Annotated in this window: 17 protein-coding genes, 1 tRNA gene and 1 pseudogene; 7 read left to right on the plus strand and 12 right to left on the minus strand. The window is 69.3% G+C overall.

The features are described 5' to 3' along the window. On the plus strand, positions 1–1,170 hold the full coding sequence (locus ABOD76_RS13590) for a M48 family metalloprotease (RefSeq protein WP_350242500.1): 1,170 nt from the start codon (positions 1–3) through the stop codon (positions 1,168–1,170). A gap of 3 nt (positions 1,171–1,173) precedes the next feature. Here the strand turns inward: ABOD76_RS13590 and ABOD76_RS13595 are convergent, their stop codons facing one another. Continuing rightward, positions 1,174–2,688 carry an amidohydrolase gene (locus ABOD76_RS13595; protein ID WP_350242501.1) on the minus strand — a complete coding sequence of 505 codons (1,515 nt, stop codon included), beginning with the start codon at positions 2,686–2,688 and terminating at the stop codon, positions 1,174–1,176. Between the two features lie 101 nt (positions 2,689–2,789). Between ABOD76_RS13595 and ABOD76_RS13600 the strand changes: the two genes are divergently transcribed. Both ABOD76_RS13600 and ABOD76_RS13605 read left to right on the plus strand, forming a co-directional pair. Further along, a complete protein-coding gene (locus tag ABOD76_RS13600; protein WP_350242502.1) occupies positions 2,790–3,668 on the plus strand; it encodes a metallophosphoesterase in 879 nt (292 codons plus the stop codon). Positions 3,669–3,692: 24 nt separating this feature from the next. Continuing rightward, positions 3,693–4,565, plus strand: coding sequence for a metallophosphoesterase (locus ABOD76_RS13605; protein WP_350242503.1), 873 nt, complete (start codon positions 3,693–3,695; stop codon positions 4,563–4,565). Positions 4,566–4,580: 15 nt separating this feature from the next. Here ABOD76_RS13605 and ABOD76_RS13610 read toward each other — a convergent pair whose 3' ends face one another. Then, positions 4,581–5,525: a DMT family transporter gene (locus ABOD76_RS13610; RefSeq protein ID WP_350242504.1), complete on the minus strand. Its 945-nt coding sequence runs from the start codon at positions 5,523–5,525 to the stop codon at positions 4,581–4,583. 65 nt (positions 5,526–5,590) lie between these two features. Here ABOD76_RS13610 and ABOD76_RS13615 point away from each other — a divergent pair, with 65 nt between their 5' ends. Beyond that, the gene (locus tag ABOD76_RS13615; protein ID WP_350242505.1) at positions 5,591–6,709 is read left to right on the plus strand and encodes a low temperature requirement protein A; all 1,119 of its coding nucleotides are present in this window, start codon (positions 5,591–5,593) and stop codon (positions 6,707–6,709) included. A gap of 38 nt (positions 6,710–6,747) precedes the next feature. Here the strand turns inward: ABOD76_RS13615 and ABOD76_RS13620 are convergent, their stop codons facing one another. The 4 genes and pseudogenes from ABOD76_RS13620 to ABOD76_RS13635 all read right to left on the minus strand — a co-directional run bounded on the left by ABOD76_RS13620 (position 6,748) and on the right by ABOD76_RS13635 (position 10,213). Next, on the minus strand, positions 6,748–7,266 hold the full coding sequence (locus ABOD76_RS13620; RefSeq protein ID WP_350245270.1) for a restriction endonuclease: 519 nt from the start codon (positions 7,264–7,266) through the stop codon (positions 6,748–6,750). 174 nt (positions 7,267–7,440) lie between these two features. Beyond that, positions 7,441–7,653 (minus strand): annotated as a pseudogene (locus ABOD76_RS13625) (winged helix-turn-helix domain-containing protein); the annotation flags it as partial. Between the two features lie 68 nt (positions 7,654–7,721). Further along, positions 7,722–9,413 (minus strand): dihydroxy-acid dehydratase, encoded by a 1,692-nt coding sequence (gene ilvD / locus ABOD76_RS13630; RefSeq protein ID WP_350242506.1) that lies wholly within the window; start codon positions 9,411–9,413, stop codon positions 7,722–7,724. Positions 9,414–9,490: 77 nt separating this feature from the next. Next, on the minus strand, positions 9,491–10,213 hold the full coding sequence (locus tag ABOD76_RS13635) for an aspartate/glutamate racemase family protein (RefSeq protein ID WP_350242507.1): 723 nt from the start codon (positions 10,211–10,213) through the stop codon (positions 9,491–9,493). A gap of 290 nt (positions 10,214–10,503) precedes the next feature. On the opposite strand from ABOD76_RS13635, the gene ABOD76_RS13640 reads away from it, so the two are divergent. Further along, a complete protein-coding gene (locus ABOD76_RS13640) occupies positions 10,504–11,277 on the plus strand; it encodes a hypothetical protein (RefSeq protein ID WP_350242508.1) in 774 nt (257 codons plus the stop codon). A 3-nt stretch (positions 11,278–11,280) separates the two neighbouring features. On the opposite strand, the gene ABOD76_RS13645 is transcribed toward ABOD76_RS13640, so the two are convergent. The 6 genes from ABOD76_RS13645 to ABOD76_RS13670 form a co-directional block, all read right to left on the minus strand. Then, complete coding sequence (locus tag ABOD76_RS13645; RefSeq protein ID WP_350242509.1) at positions 11,281–11,568, minus strand: antibiotic biosynthesis monooxygenase family protein; 288 nt, start codon at positions 11,566–11,568, stop codon at positions 11,281–11,283. An 8-nt stretch (positions 11,569–11,576) separates the two neighbouring features. Then, positions 11,577–13,124 carry a 2-isopropylmalate synthase gene (locus ABOD76_RS13650; protein WP_350242510.1) on the minus strand — a complete coding sequence of 516 codons (1,548 nt, stop codon included), beginning with the start codon at positions 13,122–13,124 and terminating at the stop codon, positions 11,577–11,579. Positions 13,125–13,327: 203 nt separating this feature from the next. Further along, positions 13,328–14,038, minus strand: a complete 711-nt coding sequence (locus ABOD76_RS13655) for a YqjF family protein (RefSeq protein ID WP_350242511.1) — start codon at positions 14,036–14,038, stop codon at positions 13,328–13,330. A gap of 78 nt (positions 14,039–14,116) precedes the next feature. Further along, complete coding sequence (gene rpsI / locus ABOD76_RS13660; RefSeq protein WP_350242512.1) at positions 14,117–14,503, minus strand: 30S ribosomal protein S9; 387 nt, start codon at positions 14,501–14,503, stop codon at positions 14,117–14,119. Beyond that, positions 14,503–14,934 (minus strand): 50S ribosomal protein L13, encoded by a 432-nt coding sequence (gene rplM, locus ABOD76_RS13665; RefSeq protein ID WP_350242513.1) that lies wholly within the window; start codon positions 14,932–14,934, stop codon positions 14,503–14,505. The genes rpsI and rplM overlap by 1 nt, the downstream gene beginning before the upstream one ends. Before the next feature lie 247 nt (positions 14,935–15,181). Continuing rightward, positions 15,182–15,271, minus strand: a tRNA-Ser gene (locus tag ABOD76_RS13670). A gap of 175 nt (positions 15,272–15,446) precedes the next feature. Here ABOD76_RS13670 and ABOD76_RS13675 point away from each other — a divergent pair. Then, positions 15,447–16,121, plus strand: a complete 675-nt coding sequence (locus tag ABOD76_RS13675; protein ID WP_350242514.1) for a DUF937 domain-containing protein — start codon at positions 15,447–15,449, stop codon at positions 16,119–16,121. Between the two features lie 307 nt (positions 16,122–16,428). Further along, positions 16,429–18,708 carry a RelA/SpoT family protein gene (locus tag ABOD76_RS13680; protein WP_350245271.1) on the plus strand — a complete coding sequence of 760 codons (2,280 nt, stop codon included), beginning with the start codon at positions 16,429–16,431 and terminating at the stop codon, positions 18,706–18,708.

An 18,708-nucleotide genomic window follows, 5' to 3' on the forward strand; every position in this document is an offset into this window, starting at 1 on the left:
ATGACCGACCAGATGCAGCCTCAGACGGTGCTGGAGCAGGCGTGGCAGCGGGTGGCCGACCGCGAATCCGAGCGGCTGCGCGACCTGTTCGTGACGCAGGAGGCTCCGGTGCAGCCGGCGCGCGCTGTGCTGGCCCAGGTGCTGTCGGTGCTGGTGCTGGTGGTGTTCGGGCTGCTGACACTGCTGGGCGTGTGGTTCGCGCTGATTGTTGTCGGCAGGGGCCACGCGAACGTGCTGGCGCGGCTGATGGCCTTTATGGTGGCCGCGCCGCTGCTGACGTTCGCCTGGATTGCCTGGCCGCGGGTGAACCGGCTGGATGGCCTGGAGCTGACCCCGCAGGACACTCCTGAGCTGCACACACTGGTGCGGCGGGTGAGCCAGGACATGGGGGTGGACCGTCCGGTGCGGGTGGTGCTCAACGCGGACATGAACGCCTTCATGGGCATGCACGGGTGGCGGCGTCAACCGACCCTGGGGCTGGGCCTGGGCCTGTGGTACGCCCTGCGGCCACAGGAACGGGTGGCCGTGATCGCCCATGAGCTGGCGCACCTCAAGAACGGCGATCCGACCCGCCAGGGCGCGGTGTGGGCGGCCCTGCGGGTGCTGTCGAGCGCGGTGGACGGGCTGTGGCCCGACCCGCTGATGGAGGCGCAGGCCGGGCTGATCGCGCTGACTGCGATGATGATCACGAAGGCGGTGGCGCTGCTGCCCTGGGGGCTGTTGCAGCTGCTGCTGGGGCTGGTAGGGGCGGACCAGCAGGCGGCCGAGTACCGTGCCGACCTGCTGGCGTCGCGGGTGGCCGGCTCGGCGCCGAAACGGGCCGCGCTGGACAAGCTGCACCTCGGTCACCTGCTGGAGAGCGCATTGCACAAGCAGCGGATGATGCCGGAGCGGCCGCACGCCTTTGCCGAACTGCAGCACATGTTCGAGCACCTGCCGGAAGCGCAGTGGGAGAGGATGCGGGCAAGGCGGCGGCAGGACCGGCTGCGACTGGACGCCTCCCACCCGCCCACCGCCGACCGGATGCAGGTGGTGGAGGCGTGGCCGCAGCCGGGAACCGTGATGCTGTCGGCCGAGCAGTCCGCCCGGCTGGACGCCGAGCTCGCGCCATTTGTTGCGGTGCTGGAGCGGGAGGCCCTGGAGGAGCACCGCGACCGGGTGTTCGGCTGAGCGTTACCGCCCGCCGTCCAGTACCAGCGCCTCCGCCTGACCGCCCAGCGTGTCCCAGAGGGTGAAGGCCGCCCGCGCGCCCGGCACGATGTGGCCCTCGTCGTGCCAGCCCACCGCCAGGGCCGGACTCCGGGTGTAGGCGTGCAGCACCTCGCCCGGCGTGAGCGCCTCGTCTGCAGCCAGCGGCAGGCCGTCGTCTGCAAGGCGGGTGGTGGCGGCCCGGAAGGTGGCCTGCACGTCCGGCGCGGCCACCGGCGCGTCGGAACCGAAGGCCAGCAGCGCGCCCGCGTCCTGCAGCCGCCGGAACGGATAGCTGCCGGCCTCCAGGTGCGGCAGCAGCGTGCGGATCATCTGGCCGTCGGCCTGCAGGTGAATCGGCTGCACGCTGGCGGTCAGCCCCTCGAAGCGCGCGATGTCCTCGGGGCGCAGGTGCTGGGCGTGTTCCACCCGCAGCCGCAGGCCCCGTTGGGCCGCCAGCGTTCTCAGGTCGTCGTAGGCGTTCAGCAGCTCGGTGTTGGCCCGGTCCCCGATGGCGTGCGTGACCGGCGTGAAGCCCAGCTGCAGCGCCTCCCGGCCCAGCTCGCGGATCAGCTCCGGCGAATCCAGGGCGATGCCGGTGCCGCTGCCGTCGGCAAAACCCGGCGCGTGCAGCCAGGCGGTGCGGCTGCCCAGCGCCCCGTCCGCGAAGAACTTGACCCCTCCGAACTCGAAGCGCCCGCCGCTGCCGGGCCCCAGGCCCAGCTCGCGGGCCAGCGTCAGCCGGTCATGCGGCAGGCAGGCCCACACCCGCAGCGGCAGCTCGCCCTGGTGCGCCAGGGTGGCCAGCGCCCGGGGCGACTCAGGCGACTCGTAGGCCATGGTGTGGGTGCTCACGAAGCCCCGGGAGCGCAGGTCGGCCGCGCCACGCTGCGCCGCCTCCAGCGTGCCCTGCCAGTCGGGCGCCGGAATGGCGCGCGCCACCAGCCCGGTGGCGTGCTCCAGCAGCGTGCCGAGCGGCCGCACCACCTGCCCACCCTCCGGGTCCGGCGTGTCCTCGTGGACCCCGGCCAGCCGCAGCGCCAGCGAGTTGGCCCAGGCCAGATGCAGGTCGCGGGAGTACAGGAGCACCGGGTGGTGCGGGCTGACCCGGTCCAGCAGCGCCGCGTCCGGGTATCCGTCCAGCCCCAGCTGGGACAGCAGAAAGCCGCCGCCCACCACCCACTGCCCCGCCGGCACCGTCGCGCAACGTTCCTCCAGCCGCCGCTGCACCTCCGGCACGCTGCTCACCCCGTGCAGGTTCAGCTGCGATAGCGAAAAGCCGTAGCTCACCAGATGGGTGTGGGCGTCGCACAGGCCGGGGGTGAGCAGGCGGTCCCGGTGGTCCAGGGTGGTCGCCTGGGGGGCCAGCGCCCGCATCTCGGTGTGATCGCCCACCGCCAGCACCCGCCCGCCGCCCACCAGCACCGCCTCGGCACGCGGCTGGGCGGGGTCCAGGGTCTGCACGTCGGCCAGAATCACGGTCAGGGCTGCAGCGGTCATGCTGGTCAGGGTAGCAGCTTGCAGGCTCATGCTTTGGAGGGGGAGGCCCGGCGGGCGGGCGCGTCTCATCTGCCGTCAGCCGGGCCGTCTACCATGAAACGGTGCCTGACCTGACCCGCCGCCAGCTGATCCGCCGCGCCGTCTTCGGCCTGGGTGGGGCCGGCCTGCTGGGGGGCGGCATGGCCACCGCCCAGGCCTACGCGCCGGCGCAGCTGAATGTCCACGTGGCGCCGCTCGCGGGCCTGCAGGCCCCGCTGCAGGTCGCGCTGCTCACCGACCTGCACTACGGGCCGTACATTCACACGGCGCAGGTGCGCGGCTGGGTGGAGCGCACCCGGTCGGCTCGCCCGGACCTGATTCTGCTGGCGGGTGACCTGCTGGACGAGCGGATGCGCGGACCCGCCGACCTGCTGCTGGCCGAACTGGGCCGGCTGTCCGCGCCGCTGGGCGTATACGCGGTGTGGGGCAACCACGACTACGGGTATTTCGGGCGCTACGGCAACGCCCGGCGCGGGCCGGCCAACCCCGACTGGGCGCGGGAGCGGACCCGGCTGCAGGCCCAGCTGGCCGAGGCCGGCATCCGGGTGCTGACCAACCAGGGCGTGTCGGTGCGGCCGGACCTGTATGTGGCCGGGGTGGACGATCTGTCGTGGGGCGAGCCGGCGGTGGGGGCGGCGCTGCAGGCGGCCCCGGCCGGCAGCGCCACCCTGCTGATGACTCACAACCCGGACCTGCTGCCGCAGCTGCCCGCCGGGCTGGGCCTGACCGTCTGCGGCCACACCCACGGCGGACAGGTGCGCTTTCCGCTGATCGGCGCGCCGGTGGTGCCGAGCCGCTACGGCCAGCGCTTCGCCCAGGGCTGGATTCATGATCCGGTGCGGGCCTTCGTGTCGCGCGGGCTTGGCGTGTCGGGGCTGCCGGTCCGCAACCTCTGCCCGTCCGAGGTGGTATTGCTCAAGCTGCAGCCAACACACGCCTGAGAGGACTTCGGTAGGCTGGGCTGGATGTCTGCCTCCCTGACCCACCGCGCCACCCGGACCCTCTTCACCCTGCTGGGCGGCACCCTGCTGTACGCCCTCTCCGGGGCCTACCGCTTCCGGGTGTCCCGCGAGGCGGTGCCGCTGCGCGGCCTGACCACCCCGCTCCGGGTGGTGCAGCTCAGCGACCTGCACTACGGCAATTTCATCGGGGCCAGAACGGTGCGGCGCTGGGTGGACGCCGTGCTGCAGGAACAGCCGGAGCTGATCGTGATCACCGGGGACTTTCTGGACAGCGGCATGGGCCTGCGCCGCAAGGACCAGCTGCTGCGGGAACTCGCCCGCCTGTCGGCCCCGCTGGGCGTGTATGCGGTGTACGGCAACCACGACTGGACCAGCCTGAACACCCAGGCGGCCCGCGCCAGCTTTGCCCGGCGGCTGGAGGAGGTGGGTATCCAGGTGATCAACAACGCTGGAGTTCAGCTGCGCCCGGACCTGTATCTGGCCGGCACCGACGACTGGTGGTTCGGCAACCAGGACACGGCGGCCATGATGGCCGGGTATCAGGGCGGGGCAGCGCTGCTGCTCAGCCACAACCCGGACTTCCTGCCGAACGTGCCGCCGCAGATCTCGCTGACCCTGTGCGGCCACACCCACGGCGGGCAGGTGCAGTTGCCGTTGCTGGGGGCCGTCAAGCGGGCCAGCCTGTACGGCACCCGGTTCCTGGAAGGCTGGGTGAACACTGCCCCCGCCCAGCCGTCTGCCGCAGACGGCAGCATTCCGCGCACCCCGCCGCGCACCATTCGCGGGTACATCTCGCACGGGCTGGGCGTGACGGGCGTGCCGCTGCGGCTCGCCTGCCCGGCCGAGCTGACGGTCTTCGACTTCGGGCTGAGCTGAAGGGCAGCGGGGCGGCTACGCGCCCTGCTCTTCCGGCTCGCTGTGGACTTCCGGCACCTCCGGGCGGCCACTGCCCAGCTGGCTGAGCAGCGTGGCCGCCACCACCATCGCGCCGCCCAGGAAGCCGCGTGCTCCGACCCGCTCGCCCAGCAGGAAGAAGCTGAAGATGCTGGCGGCCACCGGCTCCAGCGCGTAGATCACGCTGGCTTCCACCGCGCTCACCCAGCGTTGCCCCAGCGTCTGCAGCAGGGTGGTGACGGCGCTGGCCACCACGCCCAGGTACAGCAGCGGTCCCCAGGTCTGCGGCGGGGGCAGCAGCGGGGCGCCGCTGAGCAGGGCCCACAGCCACGCCAGCGCCGCCACCGCTACCAGCTGGGCCAGGGTGTAGGGCAGCGCGTCGTGCCGCTGGGCGGTGCGTTCCAGCGTCACGATGAAGCCCGCGTAGGTGATGGCGCAGGCCAGCGCCCACACATCGCCCACCACCAGCGCGCCGCCCTCCCAGCTGAGCAGCGCCAAGCCGCCCACTGCCAGCAGCACCGCCCCCCACAGCCCGGCGCCCAGCCGGGTGCGGGCCACCAGCGCCTGATACAGCGGCACCATCACCACGCTCAGCGCCGTGATGAAGGCCGCGCGGTTGGCGCTGGTGCTGGTGAGGGCGATGGTCTGGGTGCCGTAGCCGGCCACCAGCCACAGCCCCAGCAGCAGGCCGTCGCGCCACAGCGGGGTGGAAGCGTCGGCAGCGGCCGGCCGTGTGGTCGCTGGGCGGCGCCACAGCAGCACCAGTGGCAGCAACGCCAGCGTGCCGATGCTGAAGCGCCACGCGATCAGGACTGCCGGAGCCAGCGAATCCGTGGCGTCCTTGACCACCGCAAACGTGCTGCCCCAGATGGCGGTGACCAGAATGAGCAGGGCCAGGCCCAGCGTGTGGCGGGAGTGGGGGCGGGCAGCGGCGAGCGACATGCGCCTGATTGTAGGTGAGGACAGCAGGTGGGGCCGGGTGGCGTGCATCCTGTACGCTGAGTGAGATGTCCGGCGTCCAGGCGGCCAAGGCGCCCACCATTGAGCGGGTGGGAACGCTGGAGCTGTTCCTGGACCTGGTGTTCGTGTTCACCATCACGCAGCTCTCGGCGCTGGTGGCGCACCCGCACGGCCCGGAGGGGTACGCGCGGGCGGCCCTGGTGCTGGCCGTCACGTGGTGGATCTACAGCGGTTACGCCTGGCTCACCAGCAACGTGCGGACCGACGCCGTCAAGCACCGCCTGCTGATCATTGGCGGGATGGCAGGCTTTCTGGTGATGGCGCTGGCCATTCCGGAGGTGTTCGGCCACGATGGGGTGGCCTTCGGGCTGGGCTATCTGCTGGTGACACTGGTGCATGCCGGCCTGTTCCGCCGCGCGCCCGGCAGCAGCAGCCGGGCCATCCTGGGGATTGCGCCCTTCAATCTCGCCTCGGTGCTTCTGGTGCTGACGGCCGGGTTCGCGCTCTCGCCGTGGAAATGGGCGCTGTGGATGGCTGCCGTGGGGGTGGTGGCGCTCACCTCGGCCTTCCGGCGCGAGAGCGGCTTCACGCTCAGCCCGGCGCACTTTGTCGAGCGGCACGGGCTGGTGATCATCGTGGCGCTGGGCGAGAGCATCGTGGCGATCGGAGTGGGGCTGGGTGACCGCGCCCTGAGCGCCCCGGTGCTGCTGGCCGCCCTGCTGACGCTGGCCCTCAGCGCGGCGCTGTGGTGGAGCTACTTCGACCACGACGACCATCTGGCCGAATCGGCGCTGGCCCGCGCCCCGGCTGAGCGGCGGCCCCGCATGGCGCTGAACGGCTTCGGGTACGGCCATTACCTGATGATCGCCGGCATCGTGCTGCTGGCGTCCGGAGTGAAGCTGGGGGTGGCGGACCCGCTGCGGCCGGAAGCAGCGGCCGCCTGGAACCTGGGTGCCGGGCTGGCCCTGTACCTGCTGGGCGACGTGCTGTACCGGCGGGTGGTGCAGATCGGGCCGGGCCGGCTGCGGTTGGTGGTGGCTGCCCTGATGCTGCTCGGCGTGCCGCTGGGCCTGCGCTGGGGCACGGAGGTCCAGCTGGCCTTCGGTGTGGTGCTGCTGGTGGCGATGTTGATGCTGGAGGCGCGGCGGTCCCCAGCGCAGAGCTGAGGGGACCCGAGGTGCCCCCTTCAGGGCCGTGGCCTGACTCAGATCTCCTCGAAAAACTCGCTGTCGATGCGCTTCAGCTGATAGGTGCTGCGGGTCAGCACCCCCACCCCGTACTCGATCATCAGGCGGCTGAGCTGCGGGCCGTCAATCAGGATGATGTTGCCGATCTGCTGCGCGGTGCTGCGGGCGCTGGCGCTGAAGTCCGAGGTCGTGAGCAAGACGCCCTTGCTGGCCTTGTGATAGCTCAGGCTGCCTGCAAAGTTCCGGATCTCCGGGCTGCCCACACTGTTCTGCCAGCGTTTCGCCTGCAGATACACCCGGTCCAGGCCCAGCGGGTCCTGCTTGATGGTGCCGTCAATGCCGTTGTCGCCGCTGCGTCCCAGCGCTTCGCCGGCATCCTTCACGGTGCCCCCGTAGCCCATCGCCACCAGCAGCTGCACCACCAGCACCTCGAACTGCTGAGGTGAAAGCTGCATCACCTGTGCCAGCAGCTCATCGGCCAGGGCCGTATTGAGTTCACGGTACAGGGCGTCCAGCTGTTCTTCGGGCGAGACCATGCTGAGAGGAGCATCAGACTCAATTGTGGCTTCAGGAGCATTACAACTCCGTTTTTTGAATTCGGAGAATTCTGGGAAGGAATCGAGTGAATGGCTATCGATTTTACCGCCGCTTGATAGCAACATCCTGCCCTTGTCGTTGATTCTGACCATCCCGCGGCTGGGACTGTCGATCACACCTGCTTTCGCAAGATATGTCTTCGCCCAGGAAACCCTGTTATTGAATTGGGTCTGTACGCCGCTCTTGACGGTTTCCAGCAAGTCATCTGCTGAGATATGCATGGATACAGCCAGGAGCACACGCATCTCTTTGACTGAGCGCTCCTGCCCGTCAGCCAGCACCTCCAAAAATGGTCGGAAAAATGCCTGGAAGTTTGGTACAGCCATCTGTTTAGCCTAGCTCATGAGCAAAGCCGCCCCCATCCTGGCGGGCGGCCCTGCTCCATCCACTTGCCTCAGTCGGTCACGGCGCCCTGGGCGGCGCTGCTGACCAGCTTGGCGTACTTGGCCAGCACGCCCCGCTTGTACCGCGGTTCCGGAGCGACCCAGGCGGCGCGGCGGCGGCCGATCTCGTCCTCCGGCACGTGCAGGGTCAGTTCGCAGGTCTCGGCGTTCAGCTCGATGGTGTCGCCTTCCTGCACCAGGGCAATCGGGCCGCCCACGTACGCCTCCGGGGCCACGTGCCCTACCACCAGCCCGTAAGTGCCGCCACTGAAGCGCCCGTCGGTGATCAGGCCCACGCTGTCGCCCAGGCCCTTGCCGATGATGGCGCTGGTGGGGGAGAGCATCTCGCGCATGCCGGGGCCGCCTTTGGGTCCCTCGTAGCGGATGACCAGCACGTCGCCGGCCCGGATCTGATCGGCCATGATGGCGTGCATCGCCTCCTCCTCGCTCTCGAACACGCGGGCCGGGCCGGTGATCTTGATGCTCTTGAGGCCGCTGATCTTGGCCACCGAGCCGTCCGGGGCCAGGTTGCCCCGCAGGATCGCCAGGTGGCCCTGCACGTACAGCGGATCGTCGTAGGCGCGAATCACGTTCTGGCCGGGGTTCGGCTCGTCCGGCTCGTCGGCCAGGTTCTCGGCCACCGTCTTGCCGGTCACGGTGAGGCAGTCGCCGTGCAGCAGGCCCGCCTTCAGCAGCATCTTCATCACGCGCGGAATGCCGCCCACGTCGTGCAGGTCGGTGGCCACGTACTGGCCGCTCGGCTTCAGGTCACAGAACACCGGGGTGCGCTCGCGGATGCGCTCAAAGTCTGCCAGCGTCAGGTCGATGTCGGCGGCGTGCGCAATGGCCATCAGGTGCAGCACGGCGTTGGTGCTGCCGCCCACCGCCATGATCACCGTGATGGCGTTCTCGAAAGCTTCTTTGGTCAGGATGTCGCGCGGCCGGATGTCGGCCTCAATCAGGCGCAGCAGGGCGCGGGCGCTGTCGGCGCTGCTCACGGCCTTCTCAGCGTCCACGGCGCTCATGGTGGACGAATACGGCAGGCTCATGCCCATCGCCTCGAAGGCGCTGCTCATGGTGTTGGCGGTGTACATGCCGCCGCAGCTGCCGTTGCCGGGGCAGGCGTGGCGCTCCACCGCCTCGAACTCCTCGCGGGTGATCTTGCCGGCCCCGAACGACCCCACCGCCTCGAACACGCTGACGATGGTCAGGTCCTTGCCACCGTAGTGCCCCGGCTTGATGGTCCCGCCGTACACGAAGACGGCCGGAATGTTCAGCCGCGCGATGCCGATCATGGCGCCCGGCATGTTCTTGTCGCAGCCGCCCACCACGATCACCCCGTCATGGCTCTGGCCCCGGCTGACCGTCTCGATGCTGTCGGCGATCACCTCGCGGCTCACCAGGCTGCACTTCATGCCCTCGGTGCCCATGCTGATGCCGTCCGACACGGTGATGGTGCCGTACACCTGCGGCATGCCGCCGCCCTCGCGGATGGCCCCGGTGATGTGGTCAGCCAGCTCGCCCAGGCCGTTGTTGCACGGCGTGATGTTGCTCTGGGCGTGTGCCACCCCGATGATCGGCTTCTGGAAGTCGGCGTCCTGAAAGCCCACCGCCCGCAGCATCGCGCGGTTCGGGGCACGCTCGTCACCCTGCGTGACGTGGTGACTGTTCCAGTTCAGCCGGCGGGTCTTGGTGTCGGTCATGCTGTCCAGTCTAGGCGCTGACGGACGGCGAGCCGCCGGGAAGGACAGACAAACAGGGAAGTAAGGAAAGGGGAGCCTCAGCCGGCCGGGACGGGCTGCGGGCGGGCCGCCTGATCCAGCACGAACCGCACCGCCGCGTCCACGTGCAGCGCGGTCGTGTCGAAGACCGGAACCGTGGTGTCGCCCGCCCCCACCAGCAGCATGATCTCGGTGCAGCCCAGCACCATGCCCTGGGCGCCGCGCGCCACCAGACCCTGCATGACCGTCTGATAGAAACTGCGGGCCTCCGGGCGCACCACGTTGCAGCACAGTTCCTCGAAGATGACGCGGTGCACCTCGGCCCGCTCCTCGGCGTCGGGTACCAGCACCTCGATGCCGTGCCGCGCCAGCCGCTCGCGGTAGAAGTCCTGCTCCATGGTGAAGCGGGTGGCCAGCAGGCCCACCCGTGTCAGCCCGGCGGCCCGGATCGCCTCAGCGGTGCTGTCCGCGATGTGCAGCAGCGGAATGCCGGTGGCCGCTTCGATGGCCGGGGCCACCTTGTGCATGGTGTTGGTGGCCACCAGCAGGCAGTCGGCTCCGGCCCGTTCCAGGCCCTGTCCCGCCCGGGCCAGCAGCTCACCCGCCTCATCCCAGCGGCCCGAACGCTGCATCTCCACCACCTCCGCGAAGTTCAGGCTGTGCAGCAGGATCGGCGGCGACTCCAGGCCGCCGCGCTGCGCGGTGACCTGCTCGTTGAGCAGCCGGTAGTACTCGGCCGTGCTGGTCCAGCTCATGCCGCCAATGATCCCGATGGTCTTCATGTGGGCAGTCTAGACCCTAGACAGCGTGCATTGATCAATGAACGCTGGCGTCCGCTCATGTGATGATGCGCTTAAAGATAAGATGACTCATCAGATCAAAGATAAGAGCGACCATTATTTGAGAAGGCATGTAAGGACCTCAGCGCAAGTGTCATGCTTACCCTTGCCGCGGTTCTGCTGCTGACGTAATCTCGGGGGGAGGGTCCGGCTGGGCTGCTCCGGGCTGTCCCGCAGGCGGTGGGCAGACCAGCGGCAGCGTCCGTCCGCCCTGTCCCGTTCAAGGAGATGTTATGACCCCCATACAGGACGATCTGCGCGAGGTGAACATCCGCTTCAGGAGCATGCTGCTGGAGCTGTCCAGCGTGCTGTACCTGCAGGGCATCCGCCGCATCCACTACGGCCTGGATTTCATCGATGACGACAGCCGCCCCAGCGACTACGCCGTGACCGAGTACCTGGACGGCCGCGTCGAGGAGCAGGACCGCTACCCGGAACTGCTGTCGCCCGACGTGTTCGTATGGGGCGTGAAGTACTGTCAGCCATACACCTTCGACGTGGCCAGCGCCCTGCTGCAGCTGGATGAGGCGGGCGGTAGCGTGGAGGTACGTCCGGGCATGACCTGCATGTACCACTCGCAGAAGCGGCGCCTGCGGCTGGAACTGGAGGCCGAGCAGGATCTGAGCGGCCTGTGCTTCGGTTACCACGACGATTTTGACGAGGCGTTCACCCCGCTGCGCGATCAGGGCATCACGGCGGTGTATTTCGGAGTCAACCGCGACGGCGACCGCTACCCGCTGGCCGACTGGGTGTACGTGGCGCGTCAGGGCCAGCCGGGCACCCGCCCCGCCCCGGAGCACCGCGCCGCGCTGGAGCAGATCCGCGAGGTAATCGAGCTACTGCCACGCTACGGCGCTTTCTACGTGGACACCGCCCAGCTGGTGATTCTGGACGCGCCGCCCGGGCAGGGCGGACTGGTGACCTCTTCGGACACCCAGGCCAGCGCCTGGCACACCGAGCAGCAGCGCCAGGCGCTGGAGCGGCAGCACACGGCCGGGCCGCGCTGACGCTCAGTACACCTGCGTGACGTGCACCACGTCGGAGCGCTCCATCAGGTGGCCCCACACCGCCCGCCAGGCGGAGAAGCGCTCCGACTCGCGGAACGTGACGGTGTGCGCCTCCAGCGTTTCCCACCAGATCATCAGCGTGAAGGTGTCGGGGTGTTCCACCCCCCGGTGCAGCTCGTGGCGGATGTAGCCGGGCGTGCTGGCCACGATGGGAAAGGCGTCGGGCATCACTGAGATGAAGGCGTCCGCGTTGCCAGGCTTGAGCGTGATGGTGGCGAGTTCGAGGATCATGGGACCGGTTATACCGTGCCCTGCGTGACCTGCCGCGACTTGCCCAGGCCCGCCACGATCTGGTTGCTGATGCGCAGCCACGCGCGGGCGCTGGCCGCCACCACGTCGGTGTCCACCCCGGTGCCGTGCAGGCTGGTCTCGTTGTGGCGGGCGGTGATGCTCACCTCGCCCAGCGCCTCGGCCCCCTTCGTGACCGCCTGCACCCGGTAGATTTCCAGCTGCGGCGCGATGCCGGTGGCGGCGTTGATCGCGTGGAAGATGGCCTCCACCCCGCCGTCGCCGGTGGCGGTCGCCTCGCGCACGCCCTCGGGGGTGCTCAGACGCACGTAGGCCAGCGGCTGCATGTCGCTGCCGCTGCTCACCTGGAAGCGCTCGAGGCCGAACGCCTGCGGCACGTCGGTGCGGGCGTCCACCAGGGCCCGCAGGTCATCGGCAAAGATCTGCCCCTTGCGGTCGGCCAGATCCTTGAAGCGGGTGAACAGGTCGCCGATGCGCTCCTCCGGCACCGTGTAGCCCAGTTCGGTCAGCGCCTTGCGGAAGGCGGCCCGGCCGCTGTGCTTGCCCATCACCAGCACGGCGGCCTCGCGGCCCACCAGCTCGGCGTTCATGATCTCGTAGGTCTCGCGCGCCTTGATCACGCCGTCCTGGTGGATGCCGCTCTCGTGCGCGAAGGCGTTGTCACCGACAATGGCCTTGTTCGGCTGCACCGGCATGCCGCTCAGGCGGCTGACCATTCGGGAGCTGCGGTACAGCTCGCGGGTGCGGATGCCGGTCTCGAAGTGGTACACGTCGCGGCGGGTGTGGAAGGCCATCACGATTTCTTCCAGGCTGGCATTGCCGGCCCGCTCCCCGATGCCGTTCACAGTGCATTCGATCTGCCGGGCGCCGCCCTCGGCCGCCGCGATGCTGTTGGCCACCGCCATGCCCAGGTCGTCGTGGCAGTGGGCGCTCAGGTACACGTGCTCCGGCAGCTCGCCCTTCAGGAAAGCGAACAGGGCGCGCATCTCGTCGGGGGTGGTGTAGCCCACCGTGTCCGGCACGTTGATGGTGGTGGCGCCCGCCTCCACCACGGCCTTGAAGATGCGCGCCAGGAACGGCCACTCGCTGCGGGTGGCGTCCTCGGCCGAGAACTCCACGTCGTCCACGAAGCTGCGCGCCAGCGTGACCGCCTGCACCGCCCGTTCCACCACCGCGTCCGGTTCCAGGTTCAGCTTCTTGGCCATGTGAATCGGGCTGGTGGCGATGAAGGTGTGGATGCGCGGCCGCTCGGCGTCCTCCACGCCCCGGGCAGCGGCCTCCACGTCGGCGCGGCCGGCGCGGGCCAGCCCGGTGATGATCGGGCCGCGCACCTCGCGGGCGATGCGCTGCACGCCCTCCAGGTCGCCGGGCGAGGCGATGGGGAAGCCCGCCTCGATCACGTCCACGCCCAGCCGGGCCAGCTGATGGGCAATCTCCAGCTTCTGCTGGTGGTTCAGGGCCACGCCGGGGCTCTGCTCACCGTCACGCAGGGTGGTGTCGAAGATGCGGATGGGCTGGATACGGCTGGCTTCGGTCATGGTGGTGGCTCCTGTGACGAGAGGCGAAACAACAAGACCCCCGGAGGCTTGCGGCACTCCGGGGGTGGGTGTGGCGACGCTGCTCTGACGCCCTACTCCCTCCGGAGTGGCGTAAGAAGAAGCGAGCGGAAACCGTTCATTGCCTCAGACTGTACGGGCTGCGGTGCCGGCCGGTCAAGGGGACCGGGCTAGACCGGCTGCGGTCACCGGACCGGCCGGATGGCCCAGGCCTGGACATCCAGCCGCCGGCTGTACAGCAGATGCGGCGCGCCTTCCAGCGCCACGCCCAGCGGCTCCGCCAGCGTGTTCACGCGGAGCTCGGCCTCGGCGCGCTGCAGCGGCCAGGGGACGTGATGGATGTGGCCCCGGTAGACCCGCCCCTGCCGGTCGGCGCTGTACAGGGCCAGCCGCCGGGTCAGAAAGTCCTCCAGCGTGCCGCGCTCCGCCTCGAAGGCGGGCCCGACGGGTCGGTAGGCGGCGGCGAACTGGCCGGCCGGGGCCCCTCGGTGGGTGCGCTGACTGGCATACGCCAGCACGTCGCCGCGGCGCTCCAGCTGCATCCGGGCGTCAAAGTACGGCAGGTGGAACAGCGACCGCGCCAGCCGCACGGCCAGCGGCTGGGCCGCGTCCAGGCTGTAGAACCACACTCCCGGCACGCCGCCGGCGGTCACGTAGGTGCGCAGATTCAGCTCTGGAAACGCCGACACGCCCGGCACGTCCACCGTGCCGCGTGGCCGCACGCCCGCCATCCGGAACGGCACCACGCCCAGGTAGGCCTGCCCATCGTAGGTGTCAAGGGTCAGGCCCGCCGGCAGCTGGGGCCGCAGCACCGCCGGGTCCACGGCCCAGTGCATGAAGCACAGCTCCAGCCAGCGCATCTGCAGCACCCAGGGTCCGGACGGCAGGGGCGTCATGCGGCGAGTGTAGCAGGGGAGGGCGGGGCACAAAACACGGCCCTCCCTATGTGGGAGGGCCGTGTTTTGTGCCTGGCTTCAGCGCTTGCTGAACTGAGGAGCGCGGCGGGCCTTCTTGAGGCCGAACTTCTTGCGCTCCACCTCGCGCGGGTCGCGGGTCAGCAGACCGCGCGGCTTCAGCTGCTGGCGGTAGTCGGGGTTGATCTTGAGCAGCGCACGGGCGATGCCCAGCTTGATCGCGTCGGCCTGACCGGTGGGGCCACCGCCCAGCACCGTGATCACGGCGTCGTAGCGGCCCAGGGTGCCGGTCTCACGGAAGCCCTGCAGCGCGTGCACGGCGCGCACCACGCCACGGAAGTACTGCTGGAATTCCTTGCCGTTCACCACGATGCGGCCCTCGCCAGGGCGCAGGAAGACGCGGGCCACGGCGGTCTTGCGGCGGCCGGTTCCGTAGTACTGTTCCATTATTTGATCTCCAGGGTCTGGGGCTGCTGGGCGACGTGCGGGTGCTGGGTCCCGGCGTACACCTTCAGGCGGGTGTGCAGGGCGCGGCCCAGACGACCCTTGGGCAGCATGCCGAACACCGCGTGCTCAATGACGCGCTCCGGGTGCTTGTCGAGCGCCACGCGGGCGGTTTCCTTCTTGAGGCCGCCCTGGTAGCCGGTGTAGCGGGTGTAGACCTTCTGGTCCAGCTTCTTGCCGGTCAGGGCGACCTTCTCGGCGTTCACCACCACAACGTAATCGCCCATGGCGACGTTGGGGGTGAAGTCGGGGCGGTGCTTGCCGCGGATGTGGCTGGCCACGACGGTGGCGAGGCGGCCCAGCGGCACGTTCGCCGCGTCCACGACCACCCAGGTCTGCTCTTTGTCAGTGATGACAGGAACGTAGGTTTTCACCGTGATACTCCAATTGATAAGGGGATTTGGTCTGTTGCCCGCCGCCGCGACTTGGGGGAAGGTGCAGCGCGTGCCCCGGAAACCACCCGGCTGTCTTACGCCCTACCAAGCTCAAGACACTAAAGGCGAGTGTATCAGGGCTGAGGGGGCAGAGGCAAGCCGCCGCCACACAGACAGAACCGTGCCGGAATACATGGGGCGGCATTCCGGCACGGCTGCGTACGGCTGTGGTGGTGCGTGTGCTGCTTGGCGGAGAGGGTGGGATTCGAACCCACGGTGCAGTTGCCCACACAACAGTTTTCGAGACTGTCCCATTCAACCGCTCTGGCACCTCTCCGGAGAGCCTGGACTTCCGGGCAGACAGCACTGTAGCACGCGCCCCAGCGGGCGGCAACTGCCCGGGCTGGCGGGCGCGCGGCCACGTTTCTCCGGCGGCCTTGGGCGCTTCCTCAGGAATTCTGCACGGGCGGTCCCGGCCCGCTCCGGTACCCTGCAGCACACGGAGGTGCACCATGACCCTATTCGATACCCTCGGTTCGCTGATTCCCCAACAGGCCCACACCGTCTCGCAGCAGGTGGGAGCCAGCCCGGCCCAGACCGAGCAGGCGATGCAGGCGGCAGTGCCGCTGCTGCTGAGCGGCCTGACCCGCAACGTCCAGCATCCGCAGGGCGAGCAGGCCCTGGGACAGGCGCTGGAACAGCATGACGGCTCGGTGCTGGACGCCTACGGCAACGGCCAGCTGCCGGACCCGCAGCAGGGCCAGCAGATCGTGAACCACGTGTTCGGCCAGCAGGCTGGCGCGGCGGCCAACGCGGTCGGACAGCACGCCGGCATTGATCCGCAGGCCGCCATGCAGATTCTCAGCACGGTGGCGCCGCTGGTGCTGGGCGCGCTGGCCCGCAGCCGCCAGGGCGGCTCGATGGGCGGCGGTGGGCTGGGCGGCATGCTCGGCAGCGTGCTGGGCGGCGCCATGGGGGGCGGTCTGGGCGGTGGCGGCCTGAGCAATGGCGGACTGGGCGGCATGCTCGGCGGCGTGCTGGGTGGCGGCCAGCCGCAGATGCCGATGGGCGGCCAGGGGCAGGGCCAGAATGACGTGCTCAGCACGCTCAGCCGCACGCTGGATGGCAATGGAAACGGCAGCGCCCTCGACGACCTGGTGGGCATGCTCGGTGGCCGGCGTGGCTGACGTTCTGTGGCCCTCACCCCCATCTGGGGGGGAAGGCAAGGCATCATCAAGCGCTTGTCATGCAGAGTGCATTGCTCTCATGGTGGGGGGCGTAGAGTACAAAGTGTGAACGGTTTGAAGGAGTTTTTTGACTGGCTGCGTGAGGCGCTGCGTGGCCCGGCCCAGCCTCAACCGGTGCCGGTTCCTGTTCGCGTCCGTTCACGCTGATTGACCCCCACCTCTTCCACGCCCCTCATGGGGCGTTTTTTTTGGTGAGCCGGGTCGCCTCCCGGCTTTACGTTTCCTGTATTCTGCGCGGATGCACGGCATGGAGGCCCTTTGGCCCCTGATTCAGGAACGCACGCCAGAGGAACGTCAGAAAGTTGAGCGGGCCTACGACTTCGCCAACGAAGCCCATGCCGGAGTGAACCGCAAGAGCGGCGAGCCGTACATCACCCATCCGGTGGCGGTGGCCGTCATCCTGGCGGAGCTGGGCATGGACACCGACTCGCTGGTGGCCGGCCTGCTGCACGACACGGTGGAGGACACGTCCGTCACGCTGGAGGACGTGGAGCGCGCCTTCGGTCCGGACGTGCGGCGCATCGTGGAGGGCGAGACCAAGGTCAGCAAGCTGACCAAGGTGGCCAAGGCCCAGGACCCGGACCGCAGCCTCAGCGACGAGCAGAGCGAGAACATGCGCAAGCTGCTGATCGCCATGACCAGCGACATCCGCATCATCATCGTGAAGCTGGCCGACCGGCTGCACAACATGCGGACGCTCGGCAGCATGCCGGCTGTGAAGCAGGCGCGCATCGCCCGCGAGACGATGGAGATCTTCGCGCCGCTGGCCCACCGCCTGGGCATCGGGCAGGTGAAGTGGGAGCTGGAGGACCTGAGCTTCCGGTACCTGGACCCGGCCGCCTACCGGGAGCTGCAGGATCGCCTGCGGACCCGGCAGGAGGAGCGGCAGGCGCACATCGAGAGCGCGCTGCTGCAGATGCGCGAGGCACTGGAAGAGGACATCGAGCTGTACGAGTGGATTGACGAGATGGAGGTGTCGGGCCGCAGCAAGCACCTCTGGAGCATCTACACCAAGATGCAGAAGGAGGGCAAGGCGCTGGAGCAGATTTTCGATCTGCTGGCGATCCGCATCATCTTGTCGCCGCGGCCGCTGCAGGCCCCCCAGGGCAAGCCGGCCGACAACAAGCGCCAGGAGCGGGCCGAGGAGGTGCGCGAGAAGCGGGTGTGCTACCACTCGCTCAGCATTGTGCACAGCATGTGGACCCCGATTCCCGGCCGCTTCAAGGACTACATCGCGGTGCCCAAGCCCAACGGCTACCAGAGCCTGCACACCACCGTGATCAGCCCCAGCGGCCAGCCGATCGAGGTCCAGATCCGCTCGCGGCGCATGCACGAGGTGGCCGAGTACGGCGTGGCGGCGCACTGGATGTACAAGCAGGGCGAGAAGCTCTCGGACCGACACCGCGACTCGTGGATCACCCGGCTGCAGCAGCTGCAGCACGAGATTCTGGACGCCAGCGACTTCGTGGACGCGGTCAAGGACGACCTGCTGGGCGGCCGGGTGGTGGTGTTCACGCCGAAGGGCGACACCCGCGACCTGCCGAGCGGCAGCACCCCGATCGACTTCGCGTACAACGTGCACTCGCGCATCGGGGACACGGCGGTGGGCGCGCGGGTGAACGGCAGCATCGTGCCGCTGAGCTACCAGCTGCAGAACGGCGACATGGTCGAGATCGTGACCGGCAAGCAGGGCAACCCCAGCAAGGACTGGCTGAACTTTGCCGTGACCCGAAGCGCGCGCGCCAAGATCCGCCACCACTTCCGCGCCCAGGAGCGCAGCGAGGCGCTGCAGCATGGCCATGACCTGCTGGAGCGTTACCTGCGCAAGCGGCAGCTGCCGGTGCGGCAGCTGATGCGCACCAAGGTGCTGGAGGACGTGACCGACAAGCTGGCCGGCACCCGCAACCCCGACGACTTGTACCTGGCGCTGCATGCCGGCAAGCTGACGCCCGGGATGGTGGCGCGGGTGCTGGCCCCCAGCAGCGAGCCGGAACTGCGCGCGCCGGTCCCGCGCCCGACCCCGGTGCCGCGCGCGCCCGATGCGGAGCGGGTGTACGTGGAAGGGGTGCTGACCAGCGCCAAGCGTGGGATGTGCTGCAACCCGATCCCCGGCGACCAGATCATGGCCTACATCACCCGCGGGCGCGGCTACACCATCCACCGCATCGACTGCCCGAACATGGTGCGGCTGCTCAAGGACGAGCCGGAGGACCGCTGCCGCCCGGCGTCGTGGAATCCCAGCAGTCCGGGGCGCAGCACCGTGGATCTGGACGTGGTGGCCAACGACCGCCCCGGTCTGCTGGCCGACGTGCTGGCCCAGCTGGTGCACGAGCGGCGCAGCCCGCTGAAGGTGCAGGCGGAGGTGCGCGGCCCCACCGCCCACATCCTGTTGCGGCTGGACGTGGGTGACCACACCGACCTGACCCGCCTGGCCGACGGCATCCGGACGGTGGACGGGGTGCGCGACGTGCTGAGGATGGGCAACAAGAACGGCCGCACTATTCCGAGTGGCGCCGGGCTGAGATAA

The sequence above is a fragment of the Deinococcus sonorensis KR-87 genome, assembly GCF_040256395.1.
GTDB classification, from domain to species: domain Bacteria; phylum Deinococcota; class Deinococci; order Deinococcales; family Deinococcaceae; genus Deinococcus; species Deinococcus sonorensis.

What these genes read in the sequence shown, in the direction of transcription:
- ABOD76_RS13590 (WP_350242500.1), top strand. Translation starts at nt 1, where the DNA reads ATGACCGACCAGATGCAGCCTCAGACGGTGCTGGAGCAGGCGTGGCAG.
- ABOD76_RS13595 (WP_350242501.1), bottom strand. Translation starts at nt 2,688, where the DNA reads ATGACCGCTGCAGCCCTGACCGTGATTCTGGCCGACGTGCAGACCCTG.
- ABOD76_RS13605 (WP_350242503.1), top strand. Translation starts at nt 3,693, where the DNA reads ATGTCTGCCTCCCTGACCCACCGCGCCACCCGGACCCTCTTCACCCTG.
- ABOD76_RS13610 (WP_350242504.1), bottom strand. Translation starts at nt 5,525, where the DNA reads ATGTCGCTCGCCGCTGCCCGCCCCCACTCCCGCCACACGCTGGGCCTG.
- ABOD76_RS13615 (WP_350242505.1), top strand. Translation starts at nt 5,591, where the DNA reads ATGTCCGGCGTCCAGGCGGCCAAGGCGCCCACCATTGAGCGGGTGGGA.
- ABOD76_RS13620 (WP_350245270.1), bottom strand. Translation starts at nt 7,266, where the DNA reads ATGGTCTCGCCCGAAGAACAGCTGGACGCCCTGTACCGTGAACTCAAT.
- ilvD (WP_350242506.1), bottom strand. Translation starts at nt 9,413, where the DNA reads ATGACCGACACCAAGACCCGCCGGCTGAACTGGAACAGTCACCACGTC.
- ABOD76_RS13635 (WP_350242507.1), bottom strand. Translation starts at nt 10,213, where the DNA reads ATGAAGACCATCGGGATCATTGGCGGCATGAGCTGGACCAGCACGGCC.
- ABOD76_RS13640 (WP_350242508.1), top strand. Translation starts at nt 10,504, where the DNA reads ATGACCCCCATACAGGACGATCTGCGCGAGGTGAACATCCGCTTCAGG.
- ABOD76_RS13645 (WP_350242509.1), bottom strand. Translation starts at nt 11,568, where the DNA reads ATGATCCTCGAACTCGCCACCATCACGCTCAAGCCTGGCAACGCGGAC.
- ABOD76_RS13650 (WP_350242510.1), bottom strand. Translation starts at nt 13,124, where the DNA reads ATGACCGAAGCCAGCCGTATCCAGCCCATCCGCATCTTCGACACCACC.
- ABOD76_RS13655 (WP_350242511.1), bottom strand. Translation starts at nt 14,038, where the DNA reads ATGACGCCCCTGCCGTCCGGACCCTGGGTGCTGCAGATGCGCTGGCTG.
- rpsI (WP_350242512.1), bottom strand. Translation starts at nt 14,503, where the DNA reads ATGGAACAGTACTACGGAACCGGCCGCCGCAAGACCGCCGTGGCCCGC.
- ABOD76_RS13675 (WP_350242514.1), top strand. Translation starts at nt 15,447, where the DNA reads ATGACCCTATTCGATACCCTCGGTTCGCTGATTCCCCAACAGGCCCAC.
- ABOD76_RS13680 (WP_350245271.1), top strand. Translation starts at nt 16,429, where the DNA reads ATGGAGGCCCTTTGGCCCCTGATTCAGGAACGCACGCCAGAGGAACGT.